Here is a 16753-nt window from a genome sequence, read left to right on the forward strand (position 1 = left end):
CCACAGTCGCTTCGCTCACGAGAGCGCCTGTGGCCCTCGGCATTTCATAGCTATGGGGTGCAGAGGGTGGGGTTGGGAAGTTCGGTGCAGGGTGTGTTGCCGTAGGAGCGCAGGACATCCTTGCCGGTGTCATCGGTGAGGTAGCGCAGGAAGGCCGCGGCGAGGGAGTCGGCGGGGAGTTCGCCATTGCTGTAGGCGTATTCGACGCTCCAGAACGGGTAGGAGTGATCGAGGACCTGTTCGCGGGTGGCGGACTTGCCCTCGATGCTCACCGTGTGGATGTCGGAAGCCTTTGCCGCATCGGAGTATTCGCTGTAGCCGATCGATCCCGGCAGGGCGGCGACGGTCTTGAGCATGTCCTTGGTGACCGGGGCCTCGCAGAAGGCGGGGCCGGGCGGCTTGTTCACCTCGATGGACTTACAACTGGTGGCGGGCGGCGCAGGGGGCTGCTCGTCACCCAGCAGGCGGCGGAAGGTTTCCCGGGTGCCGGAACCCAGGGTCCGATTGATCACGCGCACCGGCAGATCCGGGCCGCCGACCAACTGCCAATTGTCCACCCGGCCTGCGAATATATCGCGGATCTGCTGGGTATTGAGGTCGCGCAGGTTCACGTCCTGGTTCGCGATCATGGTGAACACGGACAGGGCCAGGGTGCGGGGGATCAGCTTCTGGTAGCCGACGCCCTTGGGGCCGTCGGAGACGGCGAGCAGGTCCGGATTGACACCCTCTTCGTCGACGCGATTCAGGCCGCGCTCGCTGCCATCGAATTCGAAGACGAAATCGGCTCCGGGACAACGCTTGCGGTACGCGGCGGCGGCATCCCGCATCGCGGGTTCGAAGGCGGTGGACCCGACCAGGGTGAGTTTTCCACTCGCACAATCCGAGGCGATCGGCGCATCGTCGGTGTTCAGCCCGACTATGTACTGCACCGCGACCACCGCGACCAGAAAGCCCACCAGGGCAATGAGTCTCGGGGAGTTCCCGACCCGGCTGCGGGTCTCGGCGAGCCGCCCGCCCTTGATCTTCCCGCGCACCGTCGGCGTCGGGTATTCGCCCGCGCCCGCCGTGCGTTGCAGGATCGCCAGAATCTTGTAATGGTCGCCGCGATTCATCGGCACCTTCGGCAGGTCGATGAAGCCGACCCGGTGCCCGGTGTCCTCGCGGGCCGCGATGCCGGTGCCGGGGCGCAGCGAATCGCCCATGCCGTCATCGCTGAGCTCGGTCACGGCCATGCCGATGACCCGCCTGTGCGGGAAGGTGATGTGCAGTCCGACCGGCTCGGAGTCGGGCACGGCGTAATCGCTGGAGTCGATATCGGTCGCGCCATTGTTCTCGATGCGCATGAGGACCACCGACAGGTCCTGCAGTTCCGGCGCGGATCCCGAACCGTCGGGCCGCAATTGGGGGAGGACGCCCGGGAACACCGATTCGATCTCACCGGTGACCGGAGTGTCCATCTGCACCCGATAGCCGAGTCTCTTGCGCCCCACCAGGACGAATTCCCAGACGAATGCCAAGACCGGCACCGCGATACCGATGATCGCGAGCACGATCTCGATGGGAAAATCCTTCACCGAAACCCCGAATTCCCTTGTCTGCCTACATTGTCGGTTTACCATTCAGGACGGGGTGGCGACGGCGCAAGTTGTTGGGCAAGAGTTAACCGTCCGGCCAGGTCGTATGGATTCGGTAAAGATGCCGGGCCATTGCGTCCGTACGCCGTCAACACCCATCGTCACCCCGCCGATTCGGGCATAGCGTCGGATTATGGACGAGCGGGCGGACGAGTTGGCCGCATTACGTGAGTTGGTGAATCATCGGGGCGTGGTCGAGCTGCTCGACCTGCTCGCCGAGGGGCCGGATACGGTGCGCGAATTGCACGCCACCCTGGGCATGCGCAGGCTGGGGGTGTCGCGGGCATTGCAGGTGCTCGCCGCGCGCGGACTGGTGCGGGCCGAGTTCACCGGCAGCTGGGATGAACCCTGCGATATCACCGGCCCGATCGAGCTGACCGAAAATGGCTGGCGCACAGTTGAATTGCTGGCCAGTTTCGCGGTCTGGGAATCGCTCCACAATCACGATTCCGTCCGCGACCTCTAGCTCACCACCAGCCCAGCAATGGCTGCAACTGCCGTCCCAGCTCGGTGGCCAGGGAGCGCGAATAGCTTGCGGTCAAATGGTGTTCGTCGTGATAGACGAGAATATTGCCCTCCACCACCGCGCACTCGTCGGGTTCGCAGACGGCATTGTTCAGGTCCAGCAGATGGACATTCGGGTTGGCGGCGGCGGGCTCGGCGGCCGGATTCACCGCGGACAGCGCATCGGTGCGCTTCAAACCACAGCTGACCCGATTGCCGCCACTGGCCAGGCAATCGATGGCGCGGTAGCGAATGCCATTGCGGCGCAACCACGGTGTATCGCGCATGGCGAGCACGTTCAGGCCGCGATCCGAGAGCGCCGACCAGACATCCACATAGTCCTGCGGGGTCTCGTCGCCGCCATTGTCGGACGGGCGGGTGCCGGTGGTGAACACCCAGTCCGGGCGTTCGGCGCCGAGCCGGTCGATCACGTCGGCCGACCAGTCCTTGCAGTCCGGATTGTTCTGGCCCTTGTACATGGGCTCCTCCGCCACGGTCAGCGGGCAGCCCATCTTCAAGTACACGACAATGCGGAAGCGGTACTGCTCGCCGAGGATCTGCAAGGCCGGAATCCAATGCTCGGCATGGGAATTGCCGACCACGGCAATGGTGCGGTGCGCGTCCACGTCGCCGTAGACGCAGGTGACCACCGCGCGGGTGTCGAAGTCGGAGATGCAGCCGTCGCGGGTCGGATACGCGATATCGGCGGGAGCCTCCTCGACCGTCGGCCGCATGGGCGCGCGCGGCACCAGCGCACCCTCGGTCAGGGCCAGCGCACCCGGATATTTGGCCGGATCCAGCTCGCCCACCGCATGCGCCTTCGCGCTATTGCTCCACTGCCAGGCCAGCGTCGAGCCGAGCAGCAGCACGCCGACGGTGCTGACCGCGACACCGGCCAGCATGCGGGTGCGCGCCGGGGTGGTGGGCGTCGCGCGCAGGCGCAGCGGTTCCTCCACGAAACGGTGTGTGCCGTAGGCCAGCACCAGCGAAACCAGGATGATGACCAGGCCGCCGAGCGCACCGGCGTCGCGTTGATGCCGTTCGCCCAGGTAGAAGATGAGAATCGGCCAATGCCACAGGTAGAGCGCGTAGGCGAAGGAACCGAGCGTGACGATCGGGCCGCTGGCCAGCAGGCGATTGACTGCGGGCTGCCCGACGGTATCGCGACCGGCTCCGGCCAGAATGAGCGCGACCGTGGCGGTCACCGGGATCAGTGCGGCCGGGCCGGGGAAGACCGCCGAACCGTGTACCAGCCACCCGCACGCCACAATGGCCGCGATACCCGCCCAGGCGAACGCCTCCCGCACCGGGCGGGGCAAATTGATGTAGGGAGCCGCCAAGGCCAGCAGCCCGCCCGCCAGGGGCTCCCAGGCGCGGGCGACGGTGTCGTAGTAGTTCCAGCCCTGCTGCGTCGAAACGCCGTGCGCGGCATGCCAGAACGAGGCCAGCGCGAGCGCGAGGAACACCACGCCCAGCGCGAGCCGCGGCAATCCCGCCGGTCCGATCCTGCGCAGCACCGGATGGGAAGGGCCCAATCGCAGGGCGAGGGCGCGGGCGGAGTGCCGGGTGATCCAGGTGACCGTCGCGATCAGGAGCAGCAGCACCAGATACATCTGGCCCTGCACCGACATGGACCACAGGTGTTGCAGCGGGCTCACCGACGGGTCGGCGGCCAGGTAGTCCGACCAGGACAGCGCCAGATACCAATTCTGGTAGTAGAACAGCGATGCCACGGTCTGGGCCGCGATATCGGACCAGCGGGTGTGGGGGAGCAGCACCACGGTCGCGACCACCACGGCGGCCAGCACCACCACCATGGCGGGCAGCAGCCGCCGCAGCGTGCGGCGAATGGTGGCGGGTACACCCACCGGGCCGGAATCGGAGCGGCGCACCAGCATGCCGGTGAAGAAGAAACCGGACAGCACCAGGAACACGTCCACGCCGCCGGAGACGCGTCCGGCCCAGATGTGGAAGGCGACCACGAGGGCGATGGCTATGCCGCGTAGCCCGTCCAGATCGGTGCGATAGGCCCCGGGACCGGGGTTTCGCACCGGTGCGGCCTGAGGGTCGCTGTCCGGCGCGGTGTGCGCGGGCCGATCGGTGTGGGATAAGGACATGGCGGCGACCATTCTCGTAGTGGTTGCTCGAAATTTCCCAATCGCCACCCAGATCTTGACCGTAATGTGGCCTTCGTCGCGGTCAGCAGGGCCTTCCGCCCGGTTCAGGCGAAGGCGAAATACCGTAGCCAGAGGTACGGCGCGGCCACCGCGACGGTGATCGCGGTCACCACGATGCCCTTGCGGGTGAATTCCCAGAACGAGATGGGATGGTCCGAACGCCGCGCGATCCCCAGCATCACCACATTCGCGCTCGCGCCCACCGCGGTCAGATTGCCGCCGAAATCCGCGCCCAGCGCCAGCGCCCACCACAGCGTCTGCGACTGCGCGTCATGGCCGAGGGAATCCACCAGTTCCGCCACCAGCGGGCTCATGGTGGCGACATAGGGGATGTTGTCGATGATGCCGGACAGCAGCGCCGACACCACCAGGATCAGCATGGTGGCGACCAGGGCATTGCCGCCGGTGAGTTCGGTGGCGGATTTCGCGAGTCGTTCTATCACACCGGTTTTCACCAATGCGCCGATCATCACGAACAGGCCCGCGAAGAACAGCAGCGTCTCCCATTCCACCGCCGCCAGGTAATCCCGTTGCGGCAGACCGGAAACCAGCACCAGCACGCCCGCGCCGAGCAGCGCCACCAGGGCGGGTTCGAGCCCGAAGATCGGGTGGCCGAAGAATCCGGCGAAGACCGCGGCCAAGACTATTCCGCACTTGATCAGCAGTTTCGGATCGCGAATGGCCTCGCGCTCATCGAGTTGCATGATGTCGGCGGCGCGTGCGGGATCGACGGTGAACGAACCGCGGAACAGACGCGGCAGGATGAGCGTGAACACGGCCAGTTCGATCAGCACGATCGGGGTCATATTGACCACGAAGTCATTGAACGACAAGCCCGCCCGGCTGCCGATGATGATATTGGGCGGATCGCCGATCAGGGTCGACGCGCCGCCGAAATTCGAGGCCAGCACCTCGGCGATCAGGAAGGGGACGGGCGGGACGTCCAGGCGCTCGCACACCAACATGGTGACCGGGGCGATGAGCAGCACGGTGGTCACATTGTCGAGGAAGCCCGAGGCCGTGGCGGTGATGAGTGTCAGCAGGATCATGACCCGCAGCGCGGAACCCTTGGCGCGCTTGGCCGCCCAGATCGCCGTGTACTCGAAGACGCCGGTCTGGCGCAGCACGCCGACAATGATCATCATGCCGAGCAGCAGGAACACGACATTCCAGTCGATGCCGGTCTCATGGGAGAAGAAGACATCGTCCGAGCTCATGATGCCGAGCGCGATCACCACGCCCGCGCCCGCCAGCGCGGCCGTGGTCTTGTGCACGCGTTCCGACGCGATCAGCAGATAGGCGACCGCGAAGACGCCGATGGCCAGGACGGTCATGCCGACCGCCCCGGCGGGCTCAATTGTTCAACGCCACTTCCAGCAAACGCGAGGAGGTGATCACACCGAGCAGCTTCTTGCCGTCCAGCACCGCCACCAGCGGCGTCTTGAACTTGGCCATGAGCGCCGCCACCTCGACGATATTGTCGTCCGCCTTCGCGGCCGGAATCTGGCTGAGCCGCTCCGGAATCACATCCCGGACCTTCTTGCCGAGCAACCGGCTCACCACCTGACCGCACATGGTCTCCGGCAGCACCCCCGCCAGCGACGGATCGTCCTGCACATACTTCGGCACGATGAACAGCACCACCTGCGAGGCGGGTAGCACCGCCTGCGGACAGCCATCGGCGCTGACCACCAGAATCCCGGGAAGCCGATGCTCGGCCAGCAGTCTCGCCGCGTCGATAGCGTCGGAGTCCATATCGATCACCGGGTATTCCTCGGCCATCTGAGCGGCATGCATATGTGCAGGATACGACGCTGCGCCGTAGATTCACGCGAGCAGAATACGTCAAGATCGAATACCGCAACGTCACCGAAACTCCCAGGTCGGACCCTACGATCCGAGTTTTCGGATCGGCCGACCAGACTTCCCGGCACACCACAAGAGGTAAGGCCGTAAGGATATCCCCGTCCCGGCCTACCATCGAAATCGTGAGCAGAGCCGACCTGGGCGCAAAACTGTTGCGCACCCGCTGGTTTGTCCGAGCCCCCATCGGATTGTTCCGAGCCCGACTGGGTTTCGTCTTCGGCCACCGCCTGCTCCTGCTCGAACACACCGGCCGCAAAACCGGCGAGTCCCGCTACGTGGCCCTCGAAACCGTGTCCCGCCCAACCCCCGACACGATCGTCATCGCCTCCGGCTTCGGCACCAAGGCCCAGTGGTACCGCAACCTCACCGCGAATCCCGCCTGCCGGGTCAGCATCGGCCTGCGCCACCGCGTCCCGGCAACCGCCCGCACGCTCGCCCTCGACGAGTCCGAACTCGTTCTGGCCGAATACAAACGGACCCACCCCGCCGCCTACCGCGAACTGAGCGGCGTCATCGAAGCGGCGATCGGCGGCAGCATCGACGATGTCCCGCTGGTGGAGCTGACCCTGCACAGCCTCAGCAGCTGAGCTCGTACACCCGATACGGGCTCCGGATCACGGGGTACGAAACATTCCGGACCGCAACGCCTCCCGCCGTCCGCCCGCATTCCGTTCCGCCGTGTGCGTGCCCGTGCACCGCGAGTTGGGCCCCACCGCCATCGACTGCCTCACCCAGGTCATGGCACCCCAATCCCGGGAAGATCTTGGGTGGTTCGCCGACGAGGGTGTCGACAACGGGGGCGAAGTGCATGAGCGCCACCCGAATATCGCACGCGAGGGTCTCCAGCGCCGCCCGCAACCGAATCGCGTCGGCAGGCCCCCGCCTATATCGCTCCCGATGCTCGAGACTCCCCTCATCCGGATTTCCGGGGTACCCGGGAAACCCGCCACTCCCGCCCATCACCCCGGCGATCCCGACCCGTATCCCCTTGACCCCGAGGGTGATCGAATCCCCATCCAGCATGTGCACCCCCACGCCTTTGAGCATGGTCGCAATCCGATACCCCAACCGCCGATCATGATCGTGATTCCCCAGCACTCCCACCATCGGCACCGGCACGTCCACAATCTCCGCACACAGCGCGTCCGCATCCCGCAAAGACCCGCCGTCGGTCAAATCCCCAGCCAGCAAAAGCATGTCGGCGTGCTCCCCAACCCCGAGCAGCGCCTCCCGAAACCGCCCCCGGATCCGATCACTCATATGCAGATCGCCCACCGCCGCAATCCGCACCACCCCGGAGTTCCCCTCGAACCTGCCGCTCACCCCGTCAGCCAGCCACACCCCACACCCACTGTCAATTCCTTTGGCCCCGCCGCCCCGGCACCGGCCGCGCTCGCCGCGCCATCCACTTCATGGATCCCCGCAGCGAGAGCCCCGGCGAATCACTCAGCCGAGTCCGCATGCACGAATTCGGCCTCCCCATACCGGAGCTGCAAACAACGGTCCTGAACCGGACCTGCGTCTTCATCGCCCGAGTCGACTTCTGCCTCCCCACCCTCGGCGTAATCGGCGAATTCGACGGCCGATCCAAATACGGCCGCCTCCTGAAGCCCGGCGATTCCACCGCAGACGCCGTCTACAACGAAAAGCTCCGCGAAGATGCCCTCCGCGCCCTCGGCACCCAAGTCGTCCGCTGGACCTGGCCAGACCTCACCGACTTCACCGCGGCAGCGAACCGCTGGCGCACCGCCATAACCCGAGCCACCAAAGCCCCGCCGCCCCAATGGCGAATTCGCTGACTTCACCTACTTTTCCTGGTCTTTGCTCACGCAATTGCATGGGTGAAGACGTGGAAACGTGGGTGAAGTCGATCAGGTTTGTAGGTGGACCGGTGGGGTGTCGTGGAGGCGGGGGATGAGTGTTTTTCGCCAGAGCTCCAGTAGGGGTGCGCCTATGGCGGTGGGGCCCAGCCAGGCGATGAGTTCGGATGCGCCGTAGAGCGGGCCGTCGAGCGCGAAGCTGACCACGACCGTGGCGGTGATCAGGGCTATGTAGGAGCCACCCAAGCCGTGCACATAGGCATGAGTCCAGGCCTCGGGGCGGAAGAGGGCGTAGCGGCCGAGAACTGCCAAGGCGAAGGTCAGGGCCGAAACGGGGATCAGCCACCACAGGTCGGTGCGCCGCACCAGGACCATCCAGGTGGCTGTAATACACACGGCGGCAGTGATTCCCAGGTACCAATAGCCAAGAGTGCGCGCCCACGTATGGCGGCGCGTATCGGCCCAGCCAACCACCGGCCCCAAGAGCAGCCCCGCGGTTCCGACAACTATGTGTGCGCCAACCAGCACTGCATACCCAGTCATGGCCTACTCCGGTAGTCAGTCGACGAGTGTTCGATCATGCAGGTAAACGTCGAGTAGACCCCTGCATGGTTGAACACTCAGCGGGTGCGGTGGGGGGTGCATGCCTTGGATTCCCAGCCCATGAGGGCTCGGAAGGCCAGGACTGCGCCCCAGGGGCCGATTACCCAGATCGGCCAGGGGTAGGTGAATTCGCCTGCGGCCATGGAGATCACGGCCCAGATGAAGAGGCAGAGGAGGCCTACGCCCAGCCAGGCGCTGCCTTCTATGCGCTGCCAGATGGGGAAGCGGGTGCGGGAAGTGCTTTTGGTGGCAGCCGGTTTGGTCAGGTTGGGCAGGTCTTGCAATACCTGTTGCAGGTCTTCGCGGGTGGCGGTGCCGTAGACCTGGGCGAGGCGTTCGTTGTATTCGATGGCGTCGAGGCGGCCGTCGGACATGTGACGGCCGAGCAGTTCCGCTACCTGGGCGCGCTCGGCGTCGGAGGCGCGGGTGCCGGTGGTGATGTCCATGTCGATCCTCCAGGAGATGTTCCACTATGGAACGTGTAAATCTCATGGTAAACCTCCACAATGGAATGTCAAGCAAGGGAAAGTGAAGGCGGGTGACAGCACATTTGCCAGCGGGTGGGATACGGTGAGAGAGTTAGCACCAGTTCTCATACAAGGAGTCATCGTGGATCTGGACTGGTCCCCCGCCGATCTGGCGTTTCGCGACGAAGTACGCAACTTCCTCGACGAAAAGTTAACCGACGATCTCCGGCGTGCCGGTCGATTGTCGACGAGCGTCTACCCCGACCACGAAGCCAGCATGGAGTGGCAGCACATCCTCCATGAGCGCGGCTGGGCCGCCCCCGCGTGGCCCGCCAAGTACGGCGGCTGCGAGTGGAGCCTCACCCAGCACTACATCTTCGGGCGCGAATGCACCCTCGCGGGCGCGCCGAACCTGTCGCCCATGGGCATCCGGATGGTCTCGCACGCCATCATGGCATTCGGCACCCCGGAGCAGAAGGACTTCTTCCTGCCCGGCATCCTCACCGGCGAGGTCTTCTTCTGCCAGGGCTATTCCGAGCCCGAGGCCGGATCGGATCTGGCTTCGCTGTCCATGGCCGCGGTCGACGACGGTGACGACCTGGTGGTCACCGGCTCCAAGATCTGGACCACGCACGCCACCGAAGCCAATTGGATCTTCGCCCTGGTGCGCACCTCCAAGCAGGCCAAGAAGCAGCAGGGCATCACCTTCCTGCTCATGGACATGCGCACCCCGGGCATCGAAATCCGGCCGCTGGTCATGACTTCCGGTGAGCAGATCCAGAACCAGGTCTTCTTCGATCAGGTCCGGGTGCCCAAGGCGAATGTGCTGGGCCGCATCGACGACGGCTGGACCGTCGCCAAATTCCTGCTCAACTTCGAGCGCGGCGGCGGCGCGGCCGCACCCGCCCTGCAGGTGCTGGCCGAGGAGCTGGCGCAGGCGGCCGCCACCCAGCCCGGCCCGAATGGCGGTGTGCTGCTGGATGATCCGGCCTTCGCGGCCAAGCTGGCGGATGCCCGCATTCGCGCGGACGTGCTGGAGATTCTGGAGTACCGCACCCTGGCGCTGGTCTCCAGCGGTAAGGATCCGGGCCCGGCCGCCTCGACCATCAAGATCCTCGGCACCGAATTGAGCCAGGCGCTCACCGAACTCGCCCTGGAGGCCGCGGGCCCGCGCGGTCGCGCCTATCAGCCGCACGGCACCATGCCCGGCGGCCCGATCGCCGACTTCACCCCGCCCGCGGACGGTTTCGTCAGCGGCGACGAATGGCAGGCGGTCGCCCCGCTGCGGTACTTCAATGACCGCGCCGGCTCGATCTACGCCGGTAGCAATGAGATTCAGCGAAACATCATCGCCAAAGCGACCCTGGGACTCTAGCCATGGACTTCACCTTCACCGCCGAACAAGAACTCCTCCGCGACACCGTCACGGAGTTCCTCGCGGCCCGCTATGACCTCGAAAACAGCCGCGCCGCAGCCCGAACCGGGGCCGGGTGGCAGCCGGAACTGTGGCACAGCCTGGCCGAGGAGGTCGGCATTCTCGGTGCCAGCCTGCCGGAATCGGTCGGCGGCATCGGCGGCGGCCCGATCGAGACGATGATCATTGCCGAGACACTGGGCGGCGCGCTCGTGCTGGAACCGTATGTGGACACGGTCGTCGTGGGCGGCGGGCTGCTCCGCCGCGCCTCCGGCAAGCGCGCCGAGGATCTGCTCTCCGGCATTGCCGCCGGTGAGGTGATCACCGGATTCGCCGCGCTGGAACCGCGATCCGGCTACGACTACACCAATGTCGCCACCACCGCCCGCAGGGACGGCGACGACTGGGTGCTCGACGGCGTGAAGACCGTCGTGACCTCCGCGCCCCTGGCCACCCACCTGCTGGTGACCGCCTCGGTCGACGGCGAAATCGCCTTGTTCGTGGTCGATTTCGATGCCGCCAACCCGCCCGCCGGGCTCACCGTGCAGTCCTACCCGACCATCGATGAGCGCCGCGCCGCCGACCTGACGTTCGAAAACCTGCGTCTGCCCGGCGATTCCCTGCTGCTCGAGCAGGCGGGCGGGGCCATTGCCGCCACCCTCGACGAGGCCATTGCCGCGGTATGCGCCGAAACCGTCGGCGCCATGCGGAAAGTCGTGGCCGACACCGTCGAATACACCAAGCAACGCCACCAGTTCGGCGTCCCCATCGCCAGCTTCCAGGCACTGCAGCACCGCATGGTGAACATGCACCTCGAGCTCGAACAGGCCATCGCCGCAACGTATCTGATCACCCTGAAGCTGAACTCCGACCCCGTCGACCGCGCCAAGGCTGCCTCGGCGGCCAAGGCCACCATCGGCCGCGCGGCCCGTCTGATCGGCCAGGAATCCGTGCAGCTGCACGGCGCCATGGGCATGACCGAGGAACTGGCCATCGGCCATTTCTTCAAGCGCCTGACCGCTGTTCAGTACGAGTTCGGCACCACCGACCAGCACATCGCCCGTTACGCCGCCCTCACGCGCGCGTAGTACATGGACGCACCGTTCCAGGGGTGGACCGGTGAAAAGAGCCGGGCCCCGGCGAACCGATCACCGGTTCGCCGGGGCTCGGTGTCGTGCGAGGACTTCGGTCACCGCCGGTGAGCGCCGCGGGGCACCGGTATCCGCGCGGCACTTGCGCGCCCGGCCGCTGTCGCCGCCATGGCGTTCCGGGCGGACCCGCGTACGGCGAACGCGATAACCAGCGCCAATGCGGGACCGAAAACGAAGATCAGCTCCGCGAGCGCAATGAGAACGACTGCAACCACGCCCGAATTATGGTCCGGTTTGCCGACTTTCGCACAATCGCAGCAACCCTGCGTGGCCGCAAACTCCGCCGTCCGGCCCTCCCACGGCAATGGTGTGACCGAGCACACAGTCGTGGACCCGTCACGTCGGCAACCGCGGTCTCGTCCAATGGATGTACCGAATCCGAATGCCACATCATGAAGGGACGAGAACATGTCGCGATTGAATCTGGGCGAAGTCGCACCTGAGGTCTACAAGGCGTGGATGGCCGCGGAGGTAGCCATTCGCCGGGGACCGCTCGATGCGACCGTGCGCGAACTGGTGAAGATCCGGGTCTCACAGATCAATGGATGCCTGTTCTGCATCGATATGCACACCACCGAAGCCCGCAAGGAGGGTGAAACCGAGCAGCGGATCTACCACCTGAACGCGTGGCGGGAGTCCAAGCTGTTCAGCGAGGTCGAGAAGGCCGCACTGGAATACGCCGAGCAGGCAACGGCACTGGGCCCCCACGGCGTCACCGACGCCGCCTGGGCGGATGTCGAGAAGCACTTCGACGAGGGCGAACGCGGCGGCCTGGTGGCCATCACGGCCCAAATCAACCTGTGGAACCGCCTCGGCGTCCCCCTCCAGTTGGAGCCACTCGGCCAGTAGCCCCTCGATGAATCCGAATCCCTCGTGGGGGGAAGGGCTTTGGATTAGGGGTTGGGAGGCGGACGGAGTACTAGTGGTGCATGATCGTTCGATTCTTCCGTAGCAAGGGCCGGGCCGCCGTCGTGCTGGCCGTGCTGGTTGCCGTTATCGGGTTCGCCATGGCTGGGAACTCGTCCGCCGATGTTCTGTCGCATACACCCCTGGTGTTCGCGCAGGGGACGAATACGGCCACCGTGCATGACACCGTGGTCAAGGGAAGCAGCACCACGTATGTGGTGGAGGTTGCGGGGAATCAGAAGATGACCGTGGAGACCAGCGGGCCGGTGAGCTTCGCGGTCTTCGATCCGAGCGGCGCGAAGTCGGCGGCGAATGTGTCGTCGCCGTACACCGCCGATGTCACTGCGGGGACCTGGCAGATCATTATCGGGTCGACGCAGGGCGGGGAATTCGATCTGACGGTCACCGTCGTCTAGGTAGAGAAGAGCCGGGGAACGGGACTCGTTCTCCGGCATACTCGGGGCAATCGCGGGGGAGCGGGTAGCCTGGCCTGCTGTGCACCTGAAGAGTCTGACGCTGAAGGGGTTCAAGTCCTTCGCGTCCGCGACAACACTGCGGTTCGAACCGGGCATCACCTGCGTGGTGGGGCCGAATGGATCGGGCAAGTCGAATGTTGTCGACGCGCTCACCTGGGTGATGGGTGAGCAGGGCGCGAAAGCACTGCGTGGCGGGAAGATGCAGGACGTCATCTTCGCCGGCACCGCGGGCCGCGCCCCGCTCGGTCGCGCCGAAGTGACGCTGACCATCGACAACTCCGATGGGGTACTGCCCATCGAGTACAACGAGGTGTCGATCACCCGGCGCATGTTCCGCGACGGCGCGGGCGAATACGAGATCAATGGCAATTCGTGCCGCCTCATGGATGTGCAGGAGCTGCTCAGCGACTCCGGCATCGGCCGCGAAATGCACGTCATCGTCGGGCAGGGCCAGCTCTCGGCCATTCTGGAATCGCGGCCCGAGGACCGCCGCGCCTTCATCGAAGAGGCCGCGGGCGTGCTCAAGCATCGGCGGCGCAAGGAAAAAGCCGTCCGCAAACTGGATGCCATGCAGGCCAATCTGGCCCGCCTCACCGACCTCACCACCGAACTGCACCGACAGCTCAAACCGCTCGGACGACAGGCCGAGGTGGCGCGCCGCGCCGCCACCGTGCAGTCCGAATTGCGGGATTCCAAACTGCGGCTGGCCGCCGATGATCTGGTGGCGCGGCGACGCGAACTGGAGAGCCAGCAGAGCAAGGAGTCCTACGCCCGCGAACAGCAGGTGAATGTGCACGCCGAGCTGGATGCCGCCAATGCGGCGCTGGCCCAGCAGGAATTCGAGCTGTCCAAGCTGACGCCGAGCGCGGAGGCGGCGGCGCAAACCTGGTTCCAGCTGTCCGCTTTGACCGAACGCGTCAATGCCACTATTCGAATCGCGCGGGACCGGGCACGGAATCTGACTATCGACCAGCCGACCGGCATGGGACGCGACCCGGAACAACTGGAAAGCGAGGCCGAGCGCGTCGAAGCCGAAGAGGCCGAACTCCTCGAATCGGTCGAAATCGCCGCGGGCACCCTCGAAGCCGCACGCGATCAGCTCTACGAGCGCGAACAAGCCGCCAAGGCCGCCGAACAGGCGCATCTCGCCGCCGTGCGCGCCATTGCCGATCGCCGCGAGGGATTCGTCCGGCTCTCCGGGCAGGTCGACAATCTGCGCACCCGCGCCCAATCCGTGGACGGCGAGATCGCGCGCATCTCCACCCAGATTTCCGATGCCCGCCAGCGCGGCGCCGACGCCGACACCGAATTCGAGTCGGTCCAGAGTGAATTGAGCGAGCTCGACGCGGGCGAGGCCGGGCTCGACGCGCAATACGAACACGCCGCGGAAGCCCTGAAGCATGCCGACGAGCGGGTCGCCGAACTGCGCGGGAAGGACCGGGAGGCCGGAAAGCGCGTCGCCTCGCTGGGCGCGCGCATCGAAGCTCTCACCATGGGCCTGGCCCGCCGCGACGGTGCGGCCTGGCTGCTCGAGCATCGCGCCGACGGACTGCTGGGACCGCTGTCCGGACTGATTCGCGTCCAGGGCGGGTTCGAAGCCGCCGTCGCCGCCGCGCTCGGCCCGCTCGCCGATGCCGTCGCCGCCGACACCGGGCCCTCCGCCCACGCCGCCGTGCGCGCCCTCAAGGACGCCGACGGTGGTCGTGCCGCCCTCGTCTACGCCGGTGCCGCACAGTCGAATACCCGGCCCGCCGGTGAGCTACCCGGCTCGGCGCGCTGGCTCGCCGACATCGTGGACTGCCCGGATCACATGCGCGGTGCCATTGCCGCGCTGACCGCCGGAATCGCGGTCGCCGAGGATCTGCCCGCCGCTGCCCAGGTCATTGCCGCCCGCCCGGAACTGCGCGTGGTCACCCGCGACGGCGACCTCACCGGCTCCGGCTGGCTGCTGGGTGGCTCCGACCGCGCACCCAGTCAGCTCGAGGTGCAGGCCGAGATCGACTCCGCCAAGGACGAACTCACTTCCTGGCAGCGGCAGGCCGAGGAACTCGAGGCCGCTCTCGCGGGCGCGCTCGCCGAGCAGACCGACCGCAAGGACGCCGTCGACCACGCCCTGCTCGCCCTGCACGAATCCGATCAGGCCCTGGTCGCCATCTACGACCGGCTCGGCCGTCTCGGCCAGACCGCCCGCGCCGCCCAGCGCGAATGCGACCGCCTGCTCACCCAGCGCGCCGATGCCGAAACCGGCCGCGAGGACACCCTCGCCAAACTCGCCGAACTCGAAGACCGTTTGCGGCACGCCGAATCCGAACAGTCCGAGGACGGGCATGAATCGGCGGGCACCGAGGCCGCCGGACACGCCCGGGAAGAGGCCGCCGCCGCACTCGCCGAGGCCCGGTCCATGGAGGTCGAGGCGCGGCTCACCGTGCGCACCGCCGAGGAACGCGCCGAATCCGTGCGCGGCAAGGCCGACGGGCTGCGCCGCGCCGCCCGCGCGGAACGCGAGAACCGCGCCCGCGCGGAACGCGCCCAGGCCGCGCGCCGCCAGGCCGCCGAGGTCGCCGCCGCCGTCGCCGACTCGGCGGACAAGGTCGCCGCGCAACTCGAGAAGGTGGTCGGCGAGGCCGCCATTCGCCGCGACGAATTGGTGCGCCGCCGCACCGAATTCGCCGCCCAGGTGGAGCAGACCAAGGAACGCGCCCGCGCGCTCAATACCTCACTCGCTCAGCTCACCGATGCCGTGCACCGCGACGAGGTGGCCCGCGCGCAGGCCGCGCTGCGCATCGAACAGCTGGAAACCACCATCTCCGAACAGTTCGGCCTGGCCCTGGACGATCTCATCAACGAGTACGGCCCCGATGTGCTCATGCCGCCGACCGCGCTCGAAATGATGGAGTACGAGCAGGCCAAGGAGCGCGGCGAATCGGTTCGCGAACCGCAGCCCATGCCGTATGACCGCGCCACCCAGGAACGCCGCGCCAAACGCGCCGAGAAGGATCTCACCACGCTCGGCAAGGTGAATCCGCTTGCGCTGGAAGAGTTCGCGGCCCTGGAGGAGCGCTACAACTTCCTTGCCACCCAGCTCGAGGACGTCAAGAAGGCCCGCCAGGACCTCCTGGATGTGGTCGCCGAGGTGGATGCCCGCATCCTGCAGGTCTTCACCGAGGCATGGGAGGACGTGGAGCGCGAATTTGAGGGCGTCTTCGCCAAGCTGTTCCCCGGCGGCGAAGGCCGTTTGCTGCTCACCGATCCCAGCGACATGCTCACCACCGGTGTGGAAGTCGAGGCGCGCCCGCCGGGCAAGAAGGTCAAGCGGCTCTCGCTGCTCTCCGGTGGCGAGAAGTCGCTGACGGCGGTTGCCTTGCTGGTGGCCATCTTCCGCGCCCGGCCTTCACCGTTCTATGTCATGGACGAGGTCGAGGCCGCGCTGGACGACACCAACCTGCGCCGCCTCATCGGCCTGTTCGAGCAGCTGCGGGAGAAGAGCCAGCTGATCGTCATCACCCACCAGAAGCCGACCATGGAGATCGCCGATGCGCTCTACGGCGTCAGCATGCGCGGGGACGGCATTACGCAGGTGATCTCGCAGCGCATGCGCGGGGAGAACCTGGTGGGGGCGACGGCAACCTAGTCGCTTTCGGGCGGCGGCTCCGGCTCGTCCTCACTCTCGGGCGGGCACGCCCAGCGCACGTTCAAGCTGCCGGACTACGGCGGCGCGCTGAACTGATCTCTCGC

16 protein-coding genes are annotated in these 16753 nt (G+C 66.4%); 8 read left to right on the forward strand and 8 right to left on the reverse strand.

Annotation, left to right across the window (positions count from 1 at the left end):
• Positions 1-50: 50 nt before the first annotated feature.
• Positions 51-1574, reverse strand: coding sequence for a substrate-binding domain-containing protein (locus AB0N05_RS05550; RefSeq protein ID WP_364687933.1), 1524 nt, complete (start codon positions 1572-1574; stop codon positions 51-53).
• A gap of 193 nt (positions 1575-1767) precedes the next feature.
• Between AB0N05_RS05550 and AB0N05_RS05555 the strand changes: the two genes are divergently transcribed.
• A complete protein-coding gene (locus AB0N05_RS05555) occupies positions 1768-2100 on the forward strand; it encodes a helix-turn-helix domain-containing protein (protein WP_364687935.1) in 333 nt (110 codons plus the stop codon).
• Between the two features lies 1 nt (position 2101).
• Here the strand turns inward: AB0N05_RS05555 and AB0N05_RS05560 are convergent, their stop codons facing one another.
• The 3 genes from AB0N05_RS05560 to AB0N05_RS05570 form a co-directional block, all read right to left on the reverse strand.
• Entirely contained in the window at positions 2102-4255 is a 2154-nt protein-coding gene (locus AB0N05_RS05560) for an acyltransferase family protein (RefSeq protein ID WP_364687937.1), read from the reverse strand.
• Positions 4256-4359: 104 nt separating this feature from the next.
• On the reverse strand, positions 4360-5649 hold the full coding sequence (locus tag AB0N05_RS05565) for an ArsB/NhaD family transporter (RefSeq protein ID WP_364687939.1): 1290 nt from the start codon (positions 5647-5649) through the stop codon (positions 4360-4362).
• 19 nt (positions 5650-5668) lie between these two features.
• Positions 5669-6112 carry a CBS domain-containing protein gene (locus AB0N05_RS05570; RefSeq protein ID WP_364687941.1) on the reverse strand — a complete coding sequence of 148 codons (444 nt, stop codon included), beginning with the start codon at positions 6110-6112 and terminating at the stop codon, positions 5669-5671.
• A gap of 191 nt (positions 6113-6303) precedes the next feature.
• Between AB0N05_RS05570 and AB0N05_RS05575 the strand changes: the two genes are divergently transcribed.
• Entirely contained in the window at positions 6304-6768 is a 465-nt protein-coding gene (locus tag AB0N05_RS05575) for a nitroreductase family deazaflavin-dependent oxidoreductase (RefSeq protein WP_364687943.1), read from the forward strand.
• On the opposite strand, the gene AB0N05_RS05580 is transcribed toward AB0N05_RS05575, so the two are convergent.
• Positions 6758-7504: a metallophosphoesterase gene (locus AB0N05_RS05580; RefSeq protein ID WP_364687945.1), complete on the reverse strand. Its 747-nt coding sequence runs from the start codon at positions 7502-7504 to the stop codon at positions 6758-6760. The two genes, AB0N05_RS05575 and AB0N05_RS05580, sit on opposite strands and share 11 nt — an antisense overlap.
• Positions 7505-7593: 89 nt before the next feature.
• On the opposite strand from AB0N05_RS05580, the gene AB0N05_RS05585 reads away from it, so the two are divergent.
• Positions 7594-7980, forward strand: coding sequence for a hypothetical protein (locus tag AB0N05_RS05585; protein WP_364687947.1), 387 nt, complete (start codon positions 7594-7596; stop codon positions 7978-7980).
• Between the two features lie 72 nt (positions 7981-8052).
• On the opposite strand, the gene AB0N05_RS05590 is transcribed toward AB0N05_RS05585, so the two are convergent.
• Together AB0N05_RS05590 and AB0N05_RS05595 are read right to left on the reverse strand one after the other, a co-directional pair.
• Entirely contained in the window at positions 8053-8544 is a 492-nt protein-coding gene (locus AB0N05_RS05590) for a hypothetical protein (protein ID WP_364687949.1), read from the reverse strand.
• 77 nt (positions 8545-8621) lie between these two features.
• Complete coding sequence (locus tag AB0N05_RS05595; RefSeq protein ID WP_364687951.1) at positions 8622-9050, reverse strand: DUF1707 domain-containing protein; 429 nt, start codon at positions 9048-9050, stop codon at positions 8622-8624.
• Positions 9051-9213: 163 nt separating this feature from the next.
• Here AB0N05_RS05595 and AB0N05_RS05600 point away from each other — a divergent pair, with 163 nt between their 5' ends.
• On the forward strand, positions 9214-10446 hold the full coding sequence (locus AB0N05_RS05600; RefSeq protein WP_364687953.1) for an acyl-CoA dehydrogenase family protein: 1233 nt from the start codon (positions 9214-9216) through the stop codon (positions 10444-10446).
• Positions 10447-10448: 2 nt separating this feature from the next.
• The gene (locus AB0N05_RS05605; RefSeq protein WP_364687955.1) at positions 10449-11573 is read left to right on the forward strand and encodes an acyl-CoA dehydrogenase family protein; all 1125 of its coding nucleotides are present in this window, start codon (positions 10449-10451) and stop codon (positions 11571-11573) included.
• Between the two features lie 101 nt (positions 11574-11674).
• On the opposite strand, the gene AB0N05_RS05610 is transcribed toward AB0N05_RS05605, so the two are convergent.
• Complete coding sequence (locus AB0N05_RS05610) at positions 11675-11851, reverse strand: hypothetical protein (protein ID WP_364687957.1); 177 nt, start codon at positions 11849-11851, stop codon at positions 11675-11677.
• A 193-nt stretch (positions 11852-12044) separates the two neighbouring features.
• On the opposite strand from AB0N05_RS05610, the gene AB0N05_RS05615 reads away from it, so the two are divergent.
• The 3 genes from AB0N05_RS05615 (at position 12045) to smc (ending at position 16649) form a co-directional block, all read left to right on the forward strand.
• Positions 12045-12485, forward strand: coding sequence for a carboxymuconolactone decarboxylase family protein (locus AB0N05_RS05615; protein ID WP_364687959.1), 441 nt, complete (start codon positions 12045-12047; stop codon positions 12483-12485).
• A gap of 80 nt (positions 12486-12565) precedes the next feature.
• On the forward strand, positions 12566-12958 hold the full coding sequence (locus AB0N05_RS05620; RefSeq protein WP_364687961.1) for a hypothetical protein: 393 nt from the start codon (positions 12566-12568) through the stop codon (positions 12956-12958).
• 79 nt (positions 12959-13037) lie between these two features.
• A complete protein-coding gene (gene smc / locus AB0N05_RS05625) occupies positions 13038-16649 on the forward strand; it encodes a chromosome segregation protein SMC (RefSeq protein WP_364687964.1) in 3612 nt (1203 codons plus the stop codon).
• Positions 16650-16753: the final 104 nt, after the last annotated feature.

The organism is Nocardia sp. NPDC051030 (assembly GCF_040683015.1).
Taxonomy (GTDB): Bacteria; Actinomycetota; Actinomycetes; order Mycobacteriales; family Mycobacteriaceae; genus Nocardia.